This is a genomic window from Duncaniella muris, assembly GCF_003024805.1.
GTDB classification, from domain to species: domain Bacteria; phylum Bacteroidota; class Bacteroidia; order Bacteroidales; family Muribaculaceae; genus Duncaniella; species Duncaniella muris.
Genome location: NZ_PUEC01000001.1, coordinates 77,729 through 99,899 on the forward strand (window position 1 = coordinate 77,729; position 22,171 = coordinate 99,899).

Below are 22,171 nucleotides of genomic sequence, written 5' to 3' on the forward strand. Positions count from 1 at the left end.
CGTGACCGGGACAGTTGTCTGCATCCTGTCTGAGCGATTCACTGTCCCCTGCCTGATGAGTTTTCTGAATCCGGTGATGCCAAATGCACCGGATTTTCTTTGTTGTTTACTTTCCTCAGATCAGGCAGAGGATTATGAGCTGGGCGATGATGACGCGGCAGAACATTGAGAGGGGGTAGACGGTGGCGTAGCTTACGGTTGCATAGTCGCCTGGGATGATGTCATTGGCGTAGTTGAGGGCCATCGGGTTGGCCATACTTCCGCAGAGCATTCCGCAGGTGAGTCCGAAGTCGAGGCGGCAGAATTTCATGGCTATGGCTCCCATTATGAGTACGGGGATTATGGTTATGAGGAAGCCGAGGAGAATCCAGACGAGGCCTTCGGGGCGCATGATGGTGTCAATGAAGTGTGCTCCGGCTTCGAGTCCGAGGCAGGCGAGGTAGAGCGAGAGGCCGATGCCGCGTAGCATGAGGTTGGCGCTTCGGGTGGTGTAGGTGACGAGGCGGAACTGCGGGCCGAAGCGTCCAATGAGTATGCCTACGATGATGGGGCCTCCGGCGAGTCCGAGTTTTATGGGGGTGGAGATGCCGGGGATCATGATAGGTATGGAGCCGATGACGAGTCCGAGGACTATGCCGATGAAGATGGCTCCGAGGTTGGGGTCTTTGAGTTTGATTTCGGTGTTGCCGAGGATCTGTTCGACTTTTTCGATGTCGGCGGCACTTCCGACTACGTTGAGTATGTCACCGAGCTGGAGGACGAGTTCGGGTGTGGCGAGCAGGTGGAGTCCGCTGCGGCTGATTCGGCTGATGTTGATGTGGTATTGGTTGCGCAGGCGCAGCGAGCCGAGTTTTTTGCCGTTGATAGAGGGTCGGCTGACGATGATGCGGCGCGAGATGAGCTGGTTGTCGATGGAGTTCCAGTCGATGTCTTTCTTGTTCCAGTCACGGGCTTCCTGTTTGCCGAAGAGGACTTTCAGTTTTGCGGCGTCTTCAGGGGTGGTGATGACGAGCAGGTGGTCGTCTTTGAGGAGGATTGTGGCTGAGTCAGGGAGGCTTACGTCATGGTCGCGCCAGAGGCGGGAGATGACGAATCTGGTTTTGGAGACTGCTGAGATTTCGCGGACCGACATACCGTAGATGGCGGGGTTGCAGACCTGGAATTCGGCTATGAATGTGCCGTCAGGTTCTTCCTGCGGAGGGGTGAGCGGGGCACCGGAGCGGCGGAGGAAGCCGCGAAGGGCTATGATGGCGAGGATTACTCCGACTACTCCGAGTGGGTAGGTGACGGCGCAGCTGAGGGCGGCTCCGCTGGCTGAGCGGCCTACCTGTTCGAGGGCCTGCTGGGCGGCGCCGAGTGCGGGGGTGTTGGTGGTGGCTCCGCAGAGGAGTCCGGTGGCTTCTCCGATGGGTATGCCGAGGCAAAGGGTGCAGAGGACGGCCATGAGGGTGCCTATGGCGAGGACTCCGAGGCCGAGCATGTTGAGTTCGAGACCTCCTTTGCGGAATGAGCTGAAGAAGCCCGGACCGACTTTCAGGCCGAGTTCGTAGACGAAGAGCACAAGGCCGAGGTTTTCGGTGTAGTGCAGGATGGTGGGGTCTATTGAGAGCCCGATGTGGCCTGCGAGGATTCCGGCGAAAAATACGAATGTGACACCGAGTGATATGCCCCAGACGCGGATTTTACCTAAGGCAAGGCCAAAGGCGATGATCACTGAGATAATGATCACCGCCTGGAGTGTCGTGTGGCTCATGAAGAGGTCTGAAAACCATTGCATGTGCTGACCAGTTTATTTTGACTGATAGAGGTAGCGTTTGATGGAGCGTTTGGGCGTTTTTTCGAATTCTTCGCTCATGAGTTTGAAGCGCTGTACCTGGGAATAGGCCGGGAGGCTGGAGTTGAGAGTTTTGATGTTTTCCTCCATTATGCCCATGATTCCGTCGTTGTCGAGGCCCTGGGATGTGAGGCTTTCGATGTCGGGGTAGATGAGGGCTACGAGGCGTCCGTCGCCTCCGTCGATGATGAGCGATTCGGCTACGTAGGATAGGTTGTTGAGTTTGTCTTCGATTTCTTCGGGGTAGATGTTCTGGCCGGAGGGTCCGAGGATCATGTTTTTGTCGCGTCCGCGGATGTAGAGGAATCCGTCGCTGTCGAGGTTGCAGATGTCGCCGGTGGAGAGCCATCCGTCTTCGCTCATGCAGGCTTCGGTGGCTTCAGGATTTTTGTAGTAGCCGAGCATTACGTTTTCGCCTTTGACGTGGAGAATGCCTGGTTTGACGGCGCTGTCAGTGGAGTCGATGCGTGCTTCTACGCGGTCTACGATGCGTCCGCATGATGCCATGCGGTTTTCGCTGGAGGGCGAGTAGGAGATGAGGGGCCCGCATTCGGTCATGCCGTAGCCTACGGTGTAGGGGAAGTTTATGCGGCGGAGGAATTTTTCGACGTCGCGGTTGAGGCCGGCACCTCCGATGATGATTTCCTGCACGTTGCCGCCGAAGGTTTCGGTGAGGCGGTCTTTGATTTTGCCGAGGAGCTTTTCATCTACATATGGCACCATGAGCATGAGTTTCATGAGGGGCTTTTCAAGCATCGGGAAGACGCGGGTGCGGATGATCTTCTCGATGATCAGGGGCACGGTGACGATGTAGCGCGGGTGGACCTTGGCGAAGGCTTCCATGATGATGCGCGGCGAGGGTGTGCGGGTGAGGATGTGGATGTGGTTGCCGCAGATGAATGGGCGGAGCATGTCGATTGTGAGACCGTACATGTGGGCCAGGGGGAGCATGCAGACCACTCCGTCGCCAGGACCGGTGGGTATGTTCTCGATGCAGAACTGCACGTTGGACCACAGGCTGCGGTAGGGAAGCATGACTCCTTTTGAGAAGCCGGTGGATCCGGAGGTGTAGCTGATGAGGCAGAGTTCTTCTTTGGTGTCAATGTGGTAGACGACGTCTTCAGGGGTGAAGCGGTCGGGGTAGCGGCGGCCGAAGATTTCGTTGAGGTGCCCGCGGGCGTGGAGGAGTTTTTCGTCGTTGCTGTGGAGCATCGAGAAGTCGCGGACTGAGATTGCGCCGAGGAGGGTGCGCATGCCGTCGGGGTTGAGGTCTTCCCAGATGTTCTCGTCGATTATGGCCAGGCGGGCATCGCTGTGGTTGATAAGATGCTGGATGTTGTCGGCTTTGAAGTCGGCGAGAATGGGAACTATGACGGCGCCGTAGGTGAGGGTGCCGATGAAAGCCACGCACCACATGGAGCTGTTCTTGGCACAAAGTACTACTTTGTCGCCCGGACGGATTCCGCTCTCCTGGTAGAGGAGGTGGAGTTTGGCTATTTTGCGGGCTACGTCCTTGTAGGTCAGGGTGGCACCGCCGAAGTCGGTAAGGGCGGGGAGGTCCCAGTTGTCACGGATTGCGTCCTGGAAATATAGGTTGAGGCTTTCGCGATCTTTCATTATTCTGAAGTATGGGGTGTGATAGATTGAATTTAGGGGAAATTTGGTACAAATTTAGGAATTATCGGCCATTTTGGCAGTGCTATTTTCTTTAATAAATCTTAACGCTTGCGGGCACAGTGGTTTATGCGGGTCGAGAATGCGGACGTCAGGATCTTTCGAGAGCCAGAGGAGCTGTTTTTTTGCGTAAACGCGGGTGTTTTTGGCTATGCGGGCTATTGCTGTCTCGCGGTCCATAGTGCCGTCGAACATGGCGAAGAGTTCTTTGTAGCCTACGGTGTTGAGCGAGTTTAGGTGGCGCTGGGGATAGACGCGGCGGGCTTCCTGCTCGAAGCCTTCGGCTATCATGGCGTCGACGCGCCTGTTGATGCGGTCGAAGAGTTCGGCCCGCTCCCAGCCGACGGCTATCTTGATGATGCGGAACGGGCGCTGCTTGCGGTTGCCGGTGAGCAGGGTGGAGGCGGGGACTCCGGCCTGGAGGGTGATTTCGATGGCGTGGATGAGGCGGCGGTGGTTTGAGGGGTCGGCTTTGTCGAGGTAGGCGGGGTCGAGCCGGCGCAGGTGTTCATGAAGTGCGGGGAGGCCTCCTTTTTCATACAGGTCCATGACTTCGGCGCGGATCTGCGGGGAGATGGTGGGGAGTTGGTCGATTCCGTTGGTGACGGCGTCGATATACATCATTGAGCCTCCGCACATGACGGCGTAGTCGCTGTGGAGCCAGATTTCTGAGAGGATGCGGAGGGCGTCTTCCTCGAAACGGGCGGCCGAGTAGTAGTCGGTGAGATCAAGGGTGCCGACGAGGTGATGGGTCACGGCTGCGAGTTGGGCGGCTGTCGGTGCGGCTGTCCCGATGGGGAGGTCGTGGAAAAGCTGGCGCGAGTCGGCCGACACGATTTCCGTGTCGAGCGCCTGCGCCAGCTCTATTGCGAGTGAGGTCTTTCCGCTTGCGGTCGGGCCTGTGACTATTACGAGTGTTTTCAATCTGCTGCTTATTCGGCTACAAGACGGGCTATCTCGATGATGACCTGAGTGGCTTTTTCCATCGAGGGGATGGGCACGAATTCATAACGTCCGTGGAAGTTGAGGCCTCCGGCGAAGATGTTGGGACAGGGGAGCCCTTTGAATGAAAGCTGTGCGCCGTCTGTGCCGCCGCGGATGGGCTGTACTTTGGGGACTACACCTACGTTTTTCATCGCCTGGATGGCAGTGTCGACGATGTGCATTACGGGTTCGATCTTCTCACGCATGTTGAAGTACTGGTCTTTGATTTCGATAGAGACGCAGTTGGGGAATTCGTTGTTGATTTTGCGTGTGAGGTGTTCGAGCTCTTTTTTGCGACGTTCGAAGCGGTCGCGGTCGTGGTCGCGGATGATGTAGGTGAGGACGGTTTCTTCTACGGTACCTTCAATCGAGATCAGGTGGTAGAAGCCTTCGTAGCCTTCGGTGTGTTCGGGAGTCTCCCAGCGGGGGAGCATGATGGCGAACTGGTTGGCGACGCGGATGGAGTTGAGCATCTTGTGTTTGGCGTAGCCGGGATGCACGTTGCGGCCTTTGAAGGTTACTTTGGCTACGGCTGCGTTGAAGTTTTCGAATTCGAGTTCGCCGATCTCGCCGCCGTCCATAGTGTAGGCCCAGTCGGCGTTGAAGAGGCTGACATCGAATTTATGTGCTCCCTGGCCGATTTCTTCATCGGGGTTGAAGGCTATGCGGATGTCGCCGTGTTTGATTTCAGGGTGTTTGATGAGGTAGTCAACGGCTGTGATTATTTCGGCGATTCCGGCTTTGTCATCGGCTCCGAGGAGGGTGTTGCCGTCGGTCACGATGAGGTCCTGACCTTTGTAGTCGAGCAGTTCGGGGAATTTGGCGGTTTCGAGCACGATTCCTTTGGCGGCGTTGAGTACTATGTCATTGCCGTCGTAGTTTTCGACTATGCGCGGAGCCACGTGTTTTCCGCTCATGTCAGGCGATGTGTCGAGGTGGGCGATGAAGCCGACTGTGGGAACCTGCTTGTCAACGTTGCCTTTGAGCGTTGCCATCAGATAGCCGTTGTCATCAAGAATAATGTCGTCGAGACCCATTGCGCGGAGTTCTTTTTCAAGATGCTGCGCGAAGATCATCTGTCCGGGGGTTGATGGGGTCATGTTGGTCAGTTCGTCACTCTGAGTGTCGAATTTGACGTAGTCCAGAAAACGGTCAACAACTGTCATGGCGTTTTGTGAGATTATTGTGGTAAGATTATAAGCTTGAGTTTTTGCGGTGCAAAGGTACTACAAAAAAATGGAATACGGAAAGTGGTTTTCAGTGTATTTGGTAGGGAAGACGTGACCGGCACCGGCGATGTTCACATTGTCCCGAATTAGATAGGAAGCAAATATATTGTCATTCTGAATATCTGTATAATTCTGCCGTAATGTTATAACAGGTGCTGGAAATATCAGGCTCTTTAACTTTAACAAGATATACAAGTTGCGCTCCCACCTTTCTGCTTTCTTTTTCAATAACTTGCATACAAGCTTCATAGGTGCATTTCCCATCGGGGGTTAAGCCGTTCTCTCCTACTACAATTGACCCTATGCGATAAATGTTCTGAGGCAAAGGCTGATTTGTATGAATAATAGGAATTTGTCCCGTTGTTGGAGGATAATACTCTTTTACTGAAACTTGCTTCTTCAGAGTACACGAAGTTATGGCTAAAGCAAATAGGATTAATGGCAGGAGATATAAGATTTTTTTCATATTAGGTAGTTATGATAAATTGATCTAATTTTTGTGGACAGAGAATATTGTGTTATAGGATGGGTTTATTTGTTTGATTTACAGTCTTTAGATTCTCTGTTAGGGCCGGCAATCACAATCAGGACAGGGCGATGATTACTTGTTGCCATTCTTTATTCTGTTTATGGCATCGCCCCATTTTTCTTGAGCTGTCTGTGTAGCCGCCTCAATCCCGGCAGCCACACGCTCGGCAGCCCGGCGGGTGCTTTCACGGGCGTCTTCGGCGACTTCGCGCATTATCTGAGCCATACGTTCGTCTCCCGGCTTCCTCCATTGATGTAAGCCGATAGTTGTTCATTTGTTTTTCAGACATATCGATAGGGTTGATTGTTTAGCCCAAAGGTACGAAAAAAGTGTGGATGGTTAGCCGATTGGGGTTGAAAAAAAGAGTGCGGTCCGATTTCGGGACCGCACTCTTCGGTTATCAGGGATGGTTGTTGACCTTATTTCACTTCCTCAAATTCTACGTCGTCGACGTGGCCTTCGCCGGGGTTGCCTGCCTGTGAGGCTCCGGGGTTAGGACCTGCCTGTGCGCCTCCGGCTGCCTGCTGGGCATTGAGGATTTCCTGCTGGATGGCTCCGAAGGTGTTCTGGATTTCGGTTATGGCAGAGTCGATGGCTGCGATGTCCTGGGCCTTGTGGGCTTCTTTGAGCTTGTTGAGGGCGTTGTCGATCTGGGCTTTCTTGTCTGCAGGGATCTTGTCGCCGAGTTCCTGAAGCTGCTTTTCGGTCTGGAATATCACGGTGTCGGCGTGGTTGAGCTTGTCGATTTTTTCTTTTTCCTTGGCGTCAGCTGCGGCGTTGGCTTCGGCTTCTTTCTTCATGCGTTCGATTTCTGAGTCGGTCAGGCCGCTTGAGGCTTCGATACGGATGCTCTGTTCTTTGCCGGTTGCTTTATCCTTGGCTGATACGTTGAGGATGCCGTTGGCGTCGACTTCGAAGGTGACTTCGATCTGGGGGATGCCGCGGGGTGCAGGTGCGATTCCGTCGAGGTGGAATTTGCCGAGTGTCTTGTCGTCTTTGGCCATAGGACGTTCGCCCTGAAGGACGTGGATCTCAACCGAGGGCTGGTTGTCAGCGGCGGTGGAGAATGTTTCGCTCTTGCGGGTAGGAATGGTGGTGTTGGCTTCGATCATCTTGGTCATTACGCCGCCGAGGGTCTCGATGCCGATTGACAGAGGCACAACGTCAAGAAGAAGAACGTCTTTTACGTCGCCTGAGAGCACACCGCCCTGGATGGCTGCGCCGACTGCCACTACTTCGTCGGGGTTTACGCCCTTTGAGGGTGCTTTGCCGAAGAATTTCTCTACTACCTGCTGGATTGCGGGGATACGGGTTGAACCGCCTACAAGGATGACTTCGTCGATGTCTTTTGCTGTCATGCCGGCATCCTTAAGGGCCTGTTCGCAAGGCTTGATGGTTGCCTGGATGAGTTTGTCGGCGAGCTGTTCGAACTGCGCGCGGGTGAGGGTCTTGACGAGGTGTTTGGGACCGGTGGCTGTGGCAGTGATATAGGGGAGGTTGATTTCAGTAGAGGTGGTTGACGAAAGTTCGATCTTGGCTTTCTCGGCGGCTTCTTTGAGGCGCTGGAGGGCCATTGCGTCTTTACGCAGGTCGATGCCTTCTTCTTTTTCGAATTCGTTGGCGAGCCAGTCGATGATCACGTGGTCGAAGTCGTCACCGCCGAGGTGGGTGTCACCGTTGGTTGATTTAACTTCAAACACGCCGTCGCCAAGTTCGAGGATCGAGATATCGAATGTACCGCCGCCAAGGTCGAAGACTGCGATCTTCTGGTCTTTGTCTGATTTGTCAAGGCCGTAGGCGAGGGCTGCGGCGGTAGGTTCATTTACGATACGCTTTACAGTGAGGCCTGCGATCTCGCCGGCTTCTTTGGTTGCCTGACGCTGAGAGTCGTTGAAGTAGGCGGGCACTGTGATGACTGCTTCAGTCACTGCCTGTCCGAGGTAGTCTTCAGCGGTTTTCTTCATTTTCTGAAGAATCATTGCCGAGATTTCCTGGGGGGTGTATTCGCGGCCGTCGATGTCGACACGCGGGGTGTTGTTGTCGCTGCGGACCACTTTGTAGGGCACGCGCTCGATTTCTTTTTCAACCTGATCGTAGGTTTCACCCATGAAACGCTTGATGGAGTTGATGGTGCGTTTAGGGTTGGTGATGGCCTGACGTTTTGCGGGGTCACCGACTTTACGTTCGCCACCGTCAACGAATGCTACAATTGAAGGGGTTGTGTTGCGGCCTTCGCTGTTAGGAATAACGACGGGGTCGTTGCCTTCAAGGACTGAAACGCAGGAGTTGGTTGTTCCAAGGTCAATACCGATAATTTTTCCCATAATGATTATAATTTTTTATTTTTTGTTTTTTTTGATTTGTCTGTTGTTTCTGTCGGATTTCGGAATGTGGAGCCTGGGGATGGTTGTATACGGCTTGGTTTTCCGGTTCGACATCCAATAATGTAACAAATTTTGTGCCAAAAAGGTTGTGGCAGGCGTAAGGTACTGACGGATACTGATTTTGGTGTGAGGATTGTTGTGACATGAAAACTGACACGGTCTGCCAATACGACAGACTCGTATAGGCAGACCGCAGAACTATGTGTAAAAAAGGGATGTTGGGGTTAGTTTATAATATATAGGTTGTTATGTGTAAACCGGTGTCTGGGTCAGAGCAGTTCGATGCCTGCATCGGCACATGCTTTGATCTGATCTTCAGGCCATATTGATGCTTGGACTTCACCGATGTGTGCTTTGTGGAGGAGGAACATGCACAGGCGGCTCTGGCCTATGCCGCCTCCGATTGAATATGGGAGCTTTCCTTCGAGGAGAAGTCTGTGGAATGTCAGAGATGAGCGTTCGGGGCATTCGCGGAGTTTGAGCTGTTCGCGCAGTGATTCGGGGCTTACGCGGATGCCCATTGAGGAGATTTCAAAGGGTATGTCAAGCACGGGGTTCCAGAGTATGATGTCACCGTTGAGGCCCTGATAGCCTTCTTCGTTGAGGCTGATCCAGTCATCGTAGTCGGGCGAGCGTCCGTCGTGGGGCTGTCCGTCGCTCAGAGGAGCTCCTATACCTATTATAAATATAGCGCCGTGTTCGCGGGCGAAGATGGTTTCGCGTTCGCGCGGAGTTTTGTCGGGGTAAAGACGGGCCAGCTCTTCGGCATGGACAAAAGTGATGTCCGGCGGGAGGACGGGGGTGATATGCGGAAATTTCTCGTAGACTGTCTGTTCGACTTCAAGAAGGGTTTTGTAGATGGTTCTTACGGTCTTTTTCAGATAGTCAAGTGTGCGGTCTTCCTTGCGGATGGTTTTTTCCCAGTCCCACTGGTCGACGTAGAGCGAGTGGATGTTGTCAAGATCCTCGAATGTGCGGATGGCGTTCATGTCGGTATAGAGGCCGTAGCCGGGGGCTATGTCATAGGCTCCGAGTTTGTAACGTTTCCATTTGGCCAGCGAGTGGACCACTTCGGCTTTGCGGCCTCCCATCGCGTCGATGGTGAATGAGACGGCTTCTTCCACGCCGTTGAGATTGTCGTTGAGGCCTGTGCCTGTCAGAAGGAAGAGCGGGGCGGTCACTCGGCGCAGTCTGAGCTCGCGGGCGAAGATGGTCTGGAAGGTGTCTTTGACCATTTTGATCGCTACTTCGGTTGTTTCCGGAAGCAGTTTGCGATGATATTTCTTGGGGATGATAAGTGGCATGGGGTGAATGTTTTGCTGAGGTTTTATTGATATGTGGCAAAGGTAATGGCAATTTTTTGAATTTGCAAGCAAATTGCAATTAAAATTGTAATTTTATTATCAAAATGATAAAAATGGTCAAATTTAAGCTGCATTTTACCACTGTCGGACTTGTCGTGGCAAAGGTGCTGGCGAAGATATTTTTTGGAATTAGTTTATATATAAGTGGTGTAATAGAAAGAAATAGATTAAATTTGCATACATAAACGTTTCAATCACTCCAGTGCAATGACAGATCTGGCTAAAGATATTTCTTCGGCTGTTGCCGTGCTCCGCAAAGGCGGAATCATTGTCTATCCTACAGACACAGTGTGGGGTATAGGCTGCGATGCCTGTAATTCCGAGGCCGTGCGCAGGGTTTTTGAAATCAAGCGGCGGGCCGATTCCAAGGCTTTGATCACGCTGGTGGCCGATGGAGAGGATGTGGCGCGCTATACATCGTCAGATTTTTCTGCGGCCATGAAGCTGATAGGAGAGAGCCGGCGTCCGACCACCGTTATCTATCCGGGTGCCAAGGGACTTGCTCCGGAATTGATAGCAGATGACGGGAGTGTGGGCATCAGGCTGACTTCCGAGGCTGTCTCGGCTGCGATATGCCGAGGCCTTGGCCGTCCGCTGGTCTCTACATCGGCCAATATCAGCGGTTGCCCGGCGCCGGCTTTGTTTGGCGAGATTTCCGAGGAGATCCTCGATGCTGCTGATTATGTGGTCGAGGCCCGGCGCGATGATGTCAGCGCGGCGTTGCCGTCAAGAATAATGAAAATAGAGCCAGACGGCTCCGTCACAGTAATACGGCCGTGAAATCGAAGAGGAGCCGGATACTGAGGACCTGTTATGTCGGCGCCGATTATTTGTCGACTCTCGCCGGAGTGCTTTTGTTCACTCTGGCCCGATTTGTTATGATCGGTCCTCTGCACAATACCTATTCCGGGTTCTGGGCTTTTGTCAATACTCCCGGCTCGCGGCTGACGCTGGCGCTGTTTCCGGCGTTGATGCTGGGGCTGTATTGTGTGTCGGGATACTATGTCAATGTGGCATACAAGTCGAGAATCAGAGAGTTTCTCAATACGCTCTGCTGTGTGGCCATCGGGTCGGTGATCTTCTTCATGGTTGTGCTGCTCAATGACGTTTTGCCGCGCCGTATCCACAACTATGAACTGCTGCTGATTCTTTTTGGATGCCTGTTTGTGACGGCCTATGGCACACGCCTGCTGCTTACCACTCTCATAAAATCATCGTCTGCCAGTCATCATGACCGTCAGAGATTGCTGATGCTCTGTGACAGAACCGGCGATGAGCGCCTGATACGTGACGCGGACAGCTGCCGCAAGGAGGTTGTCGCCACAATCCCGTTTGATAGCTTCGGTTGCTCCTCCGCCGATAGCCATTGTACTCATGGTTATTTCGGCCGACAGCTGAAGAAACATGACGCAGACGGCTTTCTGCTGTCGCTTTCATCGCTGCCGCAGGACAGGCTGCTGAAGATAATATGTGAGCTCTATCTTCTTGATTGCCCGATAATAGTTTCGGCCGATGATTACCGCCTGCTGACTTCAAAGGTGGTGTATGAAAACCTCATGTCAGAGCCGCTGATGGATATTTCGAGACTTACGCTTCCCGACTCGACTGTAGCAGTCAAGCGCAGTCTTGATGTGGCTTTATCAGTCATCGGGCTGATTGTGTCGCTGCCGGTGATGCTTGTGCTTGCTTTTCTGGTGAAAGTCGGCTCGAAAGGTCCGGCCATATATTCGCAGGAACGTATCGGCTATCACCGCATTCCGTTCAGAATCTACAAGCTGCGTTCGATGAAGGCGGATGCCGAAGTGAACGGTCCGGCATTGTCGGCGGAAGATGATCCGAGAATAACACGCATAGGGCGTTTTATGAGGAAATATCGTCTTGACGAGCTGCCTAACCTCTGGAATGTGCTGCGGGGCGACATGTCGCTTGTCGGGCCGCGCCCTGAGCGGGAGTTTTTTCTAAGCCAGATGCGCGAGGCCGCTCCGTACTGCACTCTTCTCCACCAGGTAAGACCCGGACTGACTTCGCTCGGCATGGTAAAATTCGGCTATGCGTCGACAGTCGAAGAGATGCTTTTACGGCTGAAATATGATCTTCTCTATATCCAGAATCTTTCTCTCTCGCTGGACCTCAAGATACTGTTTTATACATTACGCACAGTCATAAGGGGCGAGGGTCTCTGAGACAAGGTAAAAAAGGAAAGAAATGAAACTGTTTTTCACATCCATAGCAAAAAGCTTTCAGGATGCCTTCATGGTGTTTCTGATGTGGCGCGAGCGTCATATAAAGGAAAAGACGTTTGTCATCATACTGGCGTTGCTGGTCGGCATTCTGGCCGGAGTGGCGGCTCTTGTGCTGAAAACGCTGATCCATCTGATAAGCCACGCGCTGACGTCCAACATCAATATCGACGAAGGCAGTCTGCTGTATCTGATCTATCCGGCAGTCGGAATTCTTCTGACCATGCTGTTTGTCAGATATGTGGTCCGTGACAATATATCCCACGGTGTCACAAGAGTGCTTTATGCCATTTCGCAGAACAAGTCGCGCCTGAAGCGCCACAATATGTATTCATCCGTAATCGCCAGTTCGATCACCATCGGATTCGGCGGATCGGTTGGAGCCGAGGGCCCTATAGTCTATACCGGAGCGGCAATCGGTTCGAATCTCGGACGTGTGTTCCGGCTGTCGCCACGGATTCTGATGATCCTTGTGGGCTGCGGAGCCGCAGCAGGTATCGCCGGCATTTTTAAGGCTCCGATTGCCGGTATGCTTTTCACTCTGGAGGTTCTGATGCTCGATCTGACCACGGTCTCGGTGATGCCTCTGTTGATAGCGTCGATAACGGCCGCAACGGTGGCCTATGTCGCAACTGGCTATGATGCAGAATTCTTCTTTCTTCAGAGCGAGCCGTTTGTGACCGGAAGAATACCCTATGTCATTCTTCTCGGTCTGTTTCTCGGATTTGTGTCGCTCTATTTCACGCGGTCGATGAACATGATGGAGGGGCTGTTCAGAAAACTCGGCACTCCGTGGCGGAAAATGCTGGTGGGAGGCTCTGTAGTGGCGCTCCTCGTCTTTCTGTTTCCGCCGCTCTACGGCGAGGGTTATTCGTCGATCATCGACCTTCTCAGCGGCAACACGGAGTCGATTGTCAACGGCTCGATCTTCTACAAAGACAGAGGGTCTGTCTGGTGGATTCTCGGCTTTATCGCCGCGCTTGTCCTTCTGAAATCATTCGCCACCTCGGCCACAAACGGTGGCGGCGGTGTCGGCGGCACCTTCGCCCCATCGCTCTATGTAGGATGTATGGCAGGATTCTTTTTCGCCTATTTCATCAATACGGTCTTCGGTCTGGATCTGTCGACCAAGAACTTTGCGCTGATGGGTATGGCAGGTGTCATGTCAGGTGTCATGCATGCCCCGCTGATGGGTATCTTCCTTACGGCCGAGCTGACCGGAGGCTATGAACTGTTTCTGCCCCTGCTGATTGTCTCGGCGATTTCCTACGGCACTATCAAGTTTTTCGAGCCTTACAGTATCTACACCATGCGTCTTGCCCATGAAGGCAAACTGATCACTCACCACAAGGACAAGGCTGTGTTGACACTGCTCAAGATCGACAATGTCATAGAGACTGACTTTGTGGCAGTCCGGCCTGACATGAACCTCAAGGAGATGGTTAATGCCATCTCACGCTCATCGCGCAATCTGTTTCCGGTCATTGGCGATGACGGAAAGCTGCTCGGAGTGGTGATCCTTGATGAAATCCGCAACATCATGTTCCGGCCTGATCTCTACAAGCGCATGTATGTCAATCAGTTCATGTCAATCCCTCCGGCCAAGGTCGAAGTTGGGCAGAGCATGGAGACTGTCATGAAGACTTTTGACGCTACCGGCGCATGGAATCTGCCGGTGGTTGAAGAAGGTCGATACGTGGGGTTTGTGTCGAAATCAAAAATTTTCAACTCCTACCGCCGTGTGCTGCGCCACTATTCGGAGGATTGATGAAATTTTGTTGAGAGTTCTAATAATATATGTATATATAAGTCAGGAGCCGGATTGCAGATTAATCCGGCTCCTGTGCTATATATGTGTTGCCGTAATGTCCCGGTCTGAGGTCGGGCGGCCCACGGTGTCAGAGGACTATCTTCCCAGCATTGCTTTCCTTGATGATGCCGTGGCGGAAAGCATAGAGAAGTTCGGTCAGCTCATCGATCTGGCTCTGGAGTATCTTTCCCTTGTCGGTGTCGCGCACACGGATGCGCTGCGAGGTCTGCTCGACCATTTTGGTTGAGCGTACAATGTCTGTGCCGCTCCTGATGGCTTCTTCTTCGGAGATGAACGGTTCGTGCTCTACCAGTTCGAAGTTGCTGCTGTGGTAGATCAGCGTATAGCCGGCTATTCCGGTGGTCTTGTGGTAGGCTTTGGCGAAACCTCCGTCGATCACCATCAGCTTGCCGTTGGCCCTGATGGGACTTTCTCCCTTTTTGGCGCGCACGGGCACGTGGCCGTTGATAATGTGGCGCTGTGAGCCTTCAACCTTGAATTCGTCGAGAATCATGTCACAGACCTCCTCTTTCTGGCGGAGGGTGTAGTAGTGGCCTTTTTCCTCTTTGTGGGCTTCGGGATCTTTGATGAAATACCGTTCGAAGGTGGTCATCTTACTCTTGTCGAAAAGCGGGGAGTCGGGGCCGCACCAGAGATACCAGTAATAGTCGCGCGCATAGTCCTTGTCGGCCGGAGGGGTATCGTCGTTGAAAGCTGAACGCACGAGCATTCCTATCTGATGGAAGAGCTCGCGTCCGCGGTATTTCTGTCTGTTGACCATGACTTCTTTGAGAGAGCCGTCGGCGTTGAGCGGCATGGAGGCATGGAACAGTAGGTTTGAATTATAGATGCCATACATGCAGCCATGACTGAACAGGCATGATATGTGACGTTTCAGTCCGGTGCTAACCGTGAATGAATGGTGCAGTTTGTTGATCAGTTCCTCCTCTTCCTCTGTCAGGCGGTAGGGATTTGCCGGATCGACTGTCGGGAAGTTCATGTCAGACATTTCATAGTCCTTACCATCGATGTTGACAGTGCCTTTTTCGAAATCTATGCGGTGGAGCAGATTGCGGCCTGTCATTTCCCATTCCGGATGTTTCAGCGTCATAGCCCCTTCGAGCTTGAACTGGATTACGGCTATGGCCTTGTGCATCTGGGCCATCAGGCGTAGAGCCTTTTCAGGGTGCTCGGTCTGTTCGGCATCGACTTTCGGAGCGAATTCAATGCATGGATCGTCGGCATAGGTTTCCATAGCCATTGTGGCAAGCGGCAGCAGATTGATTCCGTAGCCGTCTTCAAGAGTGGTGAGGTTGGCATAGCGGAGTGAGACGCGGATCACGTTGGCGATGCAACATTTGTTTCCGGCCGCCGCGCCCATCCAGAGAATGTCATGGTTGCCCCACTGTATGTCCCAGTTGCCGTAGTGGCAGAGAGTGTCCATGATCAGATGAGCGCCCGGACCGCGGTCATAGACATCCCCCAGAATGTGAAGCTGGTCGATGCTGAGTTTCTGGATCACCTTGCACAGGGCCACTATGAATGCGTCGGCCTGACCGGTTGACACGATTGTCTCCAGAATCCGGTTGAAATAGCCTTGCTTGTCATATTCTCCTCTTGATTCGTGGAGAAGCTCTTCGATGATGTAGGCAAATTCCTTCGGAAGGGCTTTCCTGACTTTGGAGCGGGTGTATTTCGACGATACGCTCTGACACACTCTGATGAGCTGATGGAGGGTGATGGTGTAGAAGTCATACATGTTCTCCTCTGTCGAGTGCACAATCTGCATTTTCTCTTCCGGATAGTAGATGAGAGAGCAAAGCTGGCGTATCTCGCTTTCGCGCATTGAGGTTCCGTAGAGGTCGGTGACTTTGCGCTTGATGTTTCCCGAAGCGTTTTTCAGAATGTGGCGGAAAGCTTCGTGCTCTCCGTGGAGGTCGGCTACAAAATGCTCTGTGCCTTTCGGCAGGTTCAGTATGGCTTCAAGATTTATGATTTCGGTGCTGGCGGCGCTGATATTCGGAAATGTCTGCGCGAGCAGTTCGAGTATGCGGCGGTCATTTTCAACTTGCCGTTCGTTGGTTTTGCTGTCAATTGGCGACATAGTCGTGCTGTTGTGGTTTTAGAATCGGTTCTTATCCCTTGTTTGCGTTGAATGGAGAGTGGTGAGTGTCTACAAATGTAACATAAATAAGTTGAAAAAGTCCCATTGGTGTGACAAAAAAGTTCAGCTATTATGACAGGAAGTCCCAATTTTTTGGATTTTAGAAGTTTTAAGTGCTTTAATTTGTGGGATCGTGTTAAAATTGCTAATTTTACGCCGAATTTTCTTCACGGAACCATGTAAAAACTTATAGATACATATCATATAGAACCTTAGATAAACAACGCTAATATGGTAAATTTTTCACTTGAAGGCAAAGTAGCGCTTGTGACCGGCGCAGCCTATGGAATCGGTCTTGCTATCGCTCAGGCATATGCCGAAGCAGGGGCTAAAATCGTTTTTAACTGTTCGCGCCAGGAAACTGTCGACCGCGGTCTCAAAGCATATAAAGAACTTGGAATCGACGCTAAAGGATATCTCTGCGACGTTACTGACGAAGAAGCCGTCAAAGCTATGGTGACTGACATAGAGGCAACCGTCGGCACAATCGACATTCTTGTCAACAACGCCGGTATCATCAAGCGTATTCCGATGGAGGAAATGAACGTAGAAGACTTCCGCCGCGTTGTCGACGTAGACCTCATTGCTCCCTATATCTGCGCCAAGGCTGTTATCCCCGGAATGATCAAGAAAGGCCACGGCAAGATCATCAACATCTGCTCTATGATGAGTGAGCTCGGTCGTGAGACTGTATCGGCCTATGCTGCCGCAAAGGGTGGTCTCAAGATGCTGACCCGCAATATCTGCTCTGAATACGGCGAACACAATATCCAGTGCAACGGCATTGGCCCCGGCTATATTGCCACTGACCAGACTGCACCTCTCCGCGAAATCCAGCCGGACGGATCGCGTCATCCCTTTGACCAGTTCATCATCTCGAAGACTCCGGCTGCCCGCTGGGGTACTCCCGAAGATCTGATGGGCCCTGCCGTGTTCCTCGCTTCAGATGCCAGCAACTTCGTGAACGGCCACGTTCTCTACGTTGACGGCGGTATTCTCGCTTACATCGGCAAGCAGCCTAAATAAGAGTCTGGTGTCTGTCCATCCGCCTGAATATATATAATATATGTGTAGGCGATGGCAACAGCTGATGCAATATTATCAAAGAGGGCAGAGGTGTCTTTATGGCCTCTGCTCTCTGAATAAAAATCCAATCAATATCACACAACTGTTTAAATGGAACAGGTATTCTCTTACATTATAGGACTTGGCGCGGCTGTCATGATGCCTGTGATCTTCACGATTCTCGGCGTCTGCATCGGCATCAGGTTCAGCGATGCTCTTAAATCGGGCCTCAAAGTCGGTGTCGGCTTCATCGGCCTCTCTATTGTCACCGCTCTTCTCACCTCCGCTCTCGGTCCTGCGCTTGACACTGTGGTCAAGATCTATGACCTTCAGCTTAAAGTTTTTGACATGGGCTGGCCCGCCGCTGCCGCAGTGGCTTATAACACTGCCGTCGGCGCGTTCATCATCCCAGTCTGTCTTGGCGTCAATCTGCTTATGCTGCTTACCAAGACTACACGCACTGTCAACATCGACCTCTGGAACTATTGGCACTTCGCCTTCATCGGTGCGGTGATTTATTTTGCAAGTGAATCACTCGTCTGGGGCTTCTTCGGTGCCATCATCTGCTACATCATCACCCTGATCATCGCCGACATGACTGCCAAAAAATTCCAGTCATTCTACAAAGACATGGACGGCATCTCGATCCCACAGCCCTTCTGCGGCGGTTTTGTGCCTTTCGCATGGCTCATAAACAAGGGGCTCGACAAGATTCCGGGCATCGAAAAGCTCGAAATTGATGCCGAAGGCATGAAAAAGAAGTTCGGCCTGCTTGGCGAGCCTCTGTTCCTCGGTGTGGTTGTGGGTGTAGTCATCGGCTGTCTCACATGCAAAACATGGGCCGAGATCGTCGACAAGATTCCTTACATCCTCGGACTCGGAATCAAGATGGGTGCCGTCATGGAACTTATCCCCCGTGTAACTGTCCTCTTCATCGAGGGCCTCAAGCCTATCAGCGATGCTACACGCAGCCTCATTGCCCGCAAATTCAAAGGCGCCGACGGCCTTAACATCGGCATGAGCCCCGCGCTTGTGATTGGCCATCCGACCACACTTGTGGTTTCGCTCCTCCTCATCCCGGTGACCCTCCTTCTTGCCGTCGTTCTTCCCGGCAACCAGTTCCTGCCGCTTGCATCGCTGGCCGGCATGTTCTATGTATTCCCCCTCGTGCTGCCTTTCACCAAGGGCAACGTTGTCAAGACATTTATCATCGGCCTGGTATTGCTGACTATGGGCCTTTATATGGTGACCAATCTCGCGCCGGCATTCACTCTTGCAGCCAAGGACGTATTTGCCGCTACCGGTGATGCCGCTGTGGCTATTCCCGCCGGTTTCGATGGCGGTAGCCTCGACTTCGCCTCAAGCCCGCTTGCATGGGTAATCTACCAGTGTACCGAAAATCTCAAATGGATTGGTGCCGGACTGCTTGTGCTCATGACCTCAGGCCTTATGGTGTGGAACCGAATGCTGATCATCCGCAACCAGCGCGACATGATCGCCAGAAACTCAGACAAGATCCAGACAACTGAATAAAAACATTCAGCACACGCCCGGCATCTGAAATAAGTCTCCGTGGCGCAGGCTGAAATTATCCAAAGAATAAAAAGCAATTAACGAATATGAAAAAATTATTAACTGCATTTGCACTTATGAGCGTATCTCTCAGTGGCTTCGCACAGACCGATTACACAATACTCCGTGCCTGCCATCCCGATGACGTGAAGCACTATGACACCAAGCAGCTCCGTTCTCACTTCATGATGCCGAAAGTCATGGAAGAAGACAAGATAAACCTTACCTACTGCCTATATGACCGTCTGGTCTATGGCGGCGTGATTCCAGTGGCAAAGGAAATGACTCTTGAAACCATCGACCCCCTGAAAGCCGACTACTTTCTTCAGCGTCGCGAACTCGGCGTGATCAACATCGGCGGCGACGGCATAGTGACTGTCGACGGAAAGGAATATGAACTCCACTTTAAGGATGCGCTCTATGTAGGCCGCGGCAAGAAAAACGTGACCTTCCGCAGCAAGGACGCTTCGAAACCCGCTAAATTCTATCTCAACTCAACTCCCGCCCACAAGGAATACAAAACCCAGCTCATCACCATCGACGGCCGCAAGGGTTCTCTCAAAGCCAATTCCTTCGCCGCAGGCAAAATGGAAGAGAGCAACGACCGCGTGATCAATCAGCTCATTGTCAACAATGTGCTTGAAGAAGGTCCCTGCCAGCTTCAGATGGGTCTCACCGAGCTCAAGCCCGGCAGCGTCTGGAACACAATGCCCGCCCACACCCACGACCGCCGTGTGGAGGCCTACTTCTACTTCAACGTGCCCGAAGGCAACGCCATCTGCCACTTCATGGGCGAGCCCCAGGAAAACCGCATCGTATGGCTCCACAACGAACAGGCCATCATCTCTCCCGAATGGTCGATTCACGCCGCCGCAGGCACTTCGAACTACATGTTTATTTGGGGCATGGGCGGCGAAAATCTTGACTATGGTGACATGGACAAGATCACTTACCTTCAGATGGAATAATTCAGAAACTCCGCTGAAGATTTTAACATAAATCTTGACTGAATATATGAATATAATCAGGAAAATAGTCCGGCATTCGGAATACACGGCCGAGATGGTGATAGAAAACCCTTCTATCGCCCGCTCGGCCCGTGCCGGTCATTTCGTGATGGTACGTTTCACTCCTGATTGCCCCCGCATCCCGTTTACTATCGTCGATGCCTCTCCCGCCGACGGCACATTCACCATTATAATCCACAAGGGTGCCCGTCTGGCCGACCTGATCGGTTCGCTCCACGAAGATTACCGGATTGGTGATGTGCTCGGTCCTTTGGGACAGGCGTTCGAGATCAGAAACTACGGTACTGTGGTCTGCTGTGGCGACGGTGTAGGTTTCGTGCCCATCATCCCCGTGATCAAAGCTTTGAAGCAGGCCGGCAACAGAGTGGTGACAATCCTTTCGGAATTTACCTCGGAAACCTCGTGCCTCAGAGCTAATGTCGAGCCTTACAGCGACGTGATTCTCCATTCTTCTGAAGAGATGGCTACTCTGGAACTCATTGACAGGGTGCTCACTGATGAGAAAGTGGATCTGACCGTTATAACCGGGCCGACTCCCATGATGAAAGCTATTGCCGAGTGCACACGTGTCAGACAGATTCCCACCCGCTGCATTCTCAATATGGTGATGCTTGACGGAGTGGGCCTTTGCGGCATCTGCCGCGTCATGGTCGATGGCAAACGTATGCTGACATGCATTGACGGGCCTGTCTTTGACGCGCATCATGTTGATTTTGACCAACTGCAAAACCGCCAGCGCCATTTCGTATGACAACAATCGAAGAAAACAATCTGATTTCCCGCGATTCCGGGTGGCGTGAAGAACTGCGCAAGCGTTTCACGACCAAAGAGCGCACAGCTGTGCCGCGGGTCAAAATGCCTGAGATGGATGCCGCCTATCGCGTCCGTTGCGACGACGAGGTAAACCAGGGCCTTTCTACCGAACAGGCGGTTCTTGAAGCGCGCCGTTGTCTCGACTGCCCGGATCCAGGCTGCATGAAAGAGTGTCCGGTCTCAAACAATATTCCGGCCTTTATAAAGAATGTGGAACGGCGTAACTTCGGCGAGGCCCTGAAAGTGCTCTCGCTGACCACGGTGCTTCCGGCTGTCTGCGGACGTGTCTGCCCGCAGGAAAAGCAGTGTGAGCACGGCTGCATCTACAACAAAATGAAAAAGCCGCCGGTGGCCATCGGCCATCTCGAACGCTTCGTGGCCGACTATAACCGTGAACTTGATGAATCTGTAGCCCGGCAGTCATCGGCTCAGGCAGTGCAGGCCCCTTCTTATTTTGCCGCCATAAAGATCGCGGTTGTCGGCTCCGGCCCATCCGGACTCGCTTTTGCCGGCGATATGGCCAAACGCGGCTACGATGTGACCGTATTCGAAGCGCTTGACTGTTTCGGCGGTGTGCTGAAATATGGAATTCCGCAGTTCTGCCTGCCTAATCATGTGGTTGATGCCGAAATTGAAAAGCTCCGCGCCATTGGTGTGAAATTCGTAAAAGACACCTTTGTCGGGAAGACTCTTTCCTATGACGATCTGCAGGAGCAGGGGTTCAAAGGCATATACGTGGCCACCGGTGCCGGAAAGCCCAGGTTTATGGGCATTCCGGGTGAAAACCTGCCTGGTGTCATGACCGCCAATGAATATCTGATCCGCGTCAATTTCAGCCAGCATGAAATCTACGGTCAGAACGTGGCTACTCTTAAACAGAAACGAGTGGCAGTCATCGGTGCTGGCAACACCGCGATGGATGCCGTGCGCGCAGCCCTGCGTCTGGGAGCCGAGAAGGCCATGATCATCTACCGCCGCGGCGAGTCGGAGATCCCGGCACGCCAGGAAGAGGTGCGTCATGCCAAGGAAGAAGGAGCCGAATTCCTTACGCTTCACAATCCGCTTGAATATATTGCCGATGAAAACGGCCTGCTGAAGGCAGTCAGACTCCAGCGCATGGAGCTTGGCGAGCCTGACGAATCGGGCCGCTGCACTCCGGTGCCGGTCGAAGGCGACATTATTGATGTCGAGGTCGATCTGGCTGTGGTTTGCGTAGGCTTCCTGCCTAACCCGCCTGTCTCACTCCCTGACGTCGATCTCTCGCGTAACGGAAATATCCTTGTCGATGGTTCGTCAATGAAGTCATCGTCACCGGAGATCTATGCCGGAGGCGATATAGTCAGAGGCGCGGCCACCGTGATCCTCGCTATGGGCGACGGCCGCAAGGCTGCAAAGTCGATGGCCGAGGCTTTCGAGCAGATCATCCGCAACACACGTCTCGACTGAATGCAAGAATATAGAAAATCATCAAATTTTACCTA

Annotated in this window: 17 protein-coding genes; 8 read left to right on the forward strand and 9 right to left on the reverse strand. The window is 52.7% G+C overall.

The annotated features are described in order from the left end of the window. Nucleotides 1-115 precede the first annotated feature (115 nt). From C5O23_RS00315 to asnA, 8 genes are all read right to left on the reverse strand, one after another. Nucleotides 116-1,777 carry a putative transporter gene (locus tag C5O23_RS00315; RefSeq protein ID WP_107030956.1) on the reverse strand — a complete coding sequence of 554 codons (1,662 nt, stop codon included), beginning with the start codon at nucleotides 1,775-1,777 and terminating at the stop codon, nucleotides 116-118. Between the two features lie 12 nt (nucleotides 1,778-1,789). Next, nucleotides 1,790-3,451, reverse strand: a complete 1,662-nt coding sequence (locus tag C5O23_RS00320; protein ID WP_107030957.1) for an AMP-binding protein — start codon at nucleotides 3,449-3,451, stop codon at nucleotides 1,790-1,792. Nucleotides 3,452-3,505: 54 nt separating this feature from the next. Continuing rightward, nucleotides 3,506-4,432: a tRNA (adenosine(37)-N6)-dimethylallyltransferase MiaA gene (gene miaA, locus C5O23_RS00325; RefSeq protein WP_107030958.1), complete on the reverse strand. Its 927-nt coding sequence runs from the start codon at nucleotides 4,430-4,432 to the stop codon at nucleotides 3,506-3,508. A gap of 8 nt (nucleotides 4,433-4,440) precedes the next feature. Further along, complete coding sequence (gene pepT / locus C5O23_RS00330; RefSeq protein ID WP_107030959.1) at nucleotides 4,441-5,658, reverse strand: peptidase T; 1,218 nt, start codon at nucleotides 5,656-5,658, stop codon at nucleotides 4,441-4,443. A gap of 172 nt (nucleotides 5,659-5,830) precedes the next feature. Continuing rightward, nucleotides 5,831-6,187 carry a hypothetical protein gene (locus C5O23_RS14140; RefSeq protein ID WP_133166476.1) on the reverse strand — a complete coding sequence of 119 codons (357 nt, stop codon included), beginning with the start codon at nucleotides 6,185-6,187 and terminating at the stop codon, nucleotides 5,831-5,833. A gap of 135 nt (nucleotides 6,188-6,322) precedes the next feature. Then, nucleotides 6,323-6,475 carry a hypothetical protein gene (locus C5O23_RS14270; protein WP_161553520.1) on the reverse strand — a complete coding sequence of 51 codons (153 nt, stop codon included), beginning with the start codon at nucleotides 6,473-6,475 and terminating at the stop codon, nucleotides 6,323-6,325. 194 nt (nucleotides 6,476-6,669) lie between these two features. Further along, nucleotides 6,670-8,574, reverse strand: coding sequence for a molecular chaperone DnaK (gene dnaK, locus C5O23_RS00340; protein ID WP_107030961.1), 1,905 nt, complete (start codon nucleotides 8,572-8,574; stop codon nucleotides 6,670-6,672). A 329-nt stretch (nucleotides 8,575-8,903) separates the two neighbouring features. Then, entirely contained in the window at nucleotides 8,904-9,938 is a 1,035-nt protein-coding gene (gene asnA, locus C5O23_RS00345) for an aspartate--ammonia ligase (protein ID WP_107030962.1), read from the reverse strand. 276 nt (nucleotides 9,939-10,214) lie between these two features. Between asnA and C5O23_RS00350 the strand changes: the two genes are divergently transcribed. From C5O23_RS00350 to C5O23_RS00360, 3 genes are all read left to right on the forward strand, one after another. Beyond that, entirely contained in the window at nucleotides 10,215-10,778 is a 564-nt protein-coding gene (locus C5O23_RS00350) for an L-threonylcarbamoyladenylate synthase (RefSeq protein ID WP_205743418.1), read from the forward strand. A 98-nt stretch (nucleotides 10,779-10,876) separates the two neighbouring features. After that, complete coding sequence (locus tag C5O23_RS00355) at nucleotides 10,877-12,181, forward strand: sugar transferase (RefSeq protein ID WP_133166477.1); 1,305 nt, start codon at nucleotides 10,877-10,879, stop codon at nucleotides 12,179-12,181. A gap of 22 nt (nucleotides 12,182-12,203) precedes the next feature. Next, nucleotides 12,204-14,006, forward strand: coding sequence for a chloride channel protein (locus C5O23_RS00360; protein WP_107030965.1), 1,803 nt, complete (start codon nucleotides 12,204-12,206; stop codon nucleotides 14,004-14,006). A gap of 130 nt (nucleotides 14,007-14,136) precedes the next feature. On the opposite strand, the gene C5O23_RS00365 is transcribed toward C5O23_RS00360, so the two are convergent. Beyond that, nucleotides 14,137-16,152, reverse strand: a complete 2,016-nt coding sequence (locus C5O23_RS00365; protein ID WP_107030966.1) for a fructose-1,6-bisphosphatase — start codon at nucleotides 16,150-16,152, stop codon at nucleotides 14,137-14,139. Nucleotides 16,153-16,443: 291 nt separating this feature from the next. Between C5O23_RS00365 and C5O23_RS00370 the strand changes: the two genes are divergently transcribed. The 5 genes from C5O23_RS00370 to C5O23_RS00390 all read left to right on the forward strand — a co-directional run bounded on the left by C5O23_RS00370 (nucleotide 16,444) and on the right by C5O23_RS00390 (nucleotide 22,136). Then, nucleotides 16,444-17,238, forward strand: coding sequence for a gluconate 5-dehydrogenase (locus C5O23_RS00370; protein ID WP_107030967.1), 795 nt, complete (start codon nucleotides 16,444-16,446; stop codon nucleotides 17,236-17,238). Nucleotides 17,239-17,388: 150 nt separating this feature from the next. Then, nucleotides 17,389-18,810 carry a PTS galactitol transporter subunit IIC gene (locus C5O23_RS00375; RefSeq protein WP_107030968.1) on the forward strand — a complete coding sequence of 474 codons (1,422 nt, stop codon included), beginning with the start codon at nucleotides 17,389-17,391 and terminating at the stop codon, nucleotides 18,808-18,810. A gap of 86 nt (nucleotides 18,811-18,896) precedes the next feature. After that, complete coding sequence (gene kduI, locus C5O23_RS00380) at nucleotides 18,897-19,817, forward strand: 5-dehydro-4-deoxy-D-glucuronate isomerase (RefSeq protein WP_107030969.1); 921 nt, start codon at nucleotides 18,897-18,899, stop codon at nucleotides 19,815-19,817. A gap of 46 nt (nucleotides 19,818-19,863) precedes the next feature. Further along, complete coding sequence (locus C5O23_RS00385) at nucleotides 19,864-20,628, forward strand: sulfide/dihydroorotate dehydrogenase-like FAD/NAD-binding protein (protein ID WP_107030970.1); 765 nt, start codon at nucleotides 19,864-19,866, stop codon at nucleotides 20,626-20,628. Beyond that, nucleotides 20,625-22,136: an FAD-dependent oxidoreductase gene (locus tag C5O23_RS00390; protein ID WP_107030971.1), complete on the forward strand. Its 1,512-nt coding sequence runs from the start codon at nucleotides 20,625-20,627 to the stop codon at nucleotides 22,134-22,136. Before C5O23_RS00385 ends, C5O23_RS00390 begins: the two co-directional genes overlap by 4 nt. Nucleotides 22,137-22,171 lie beyond the last annotated feature (35 nt).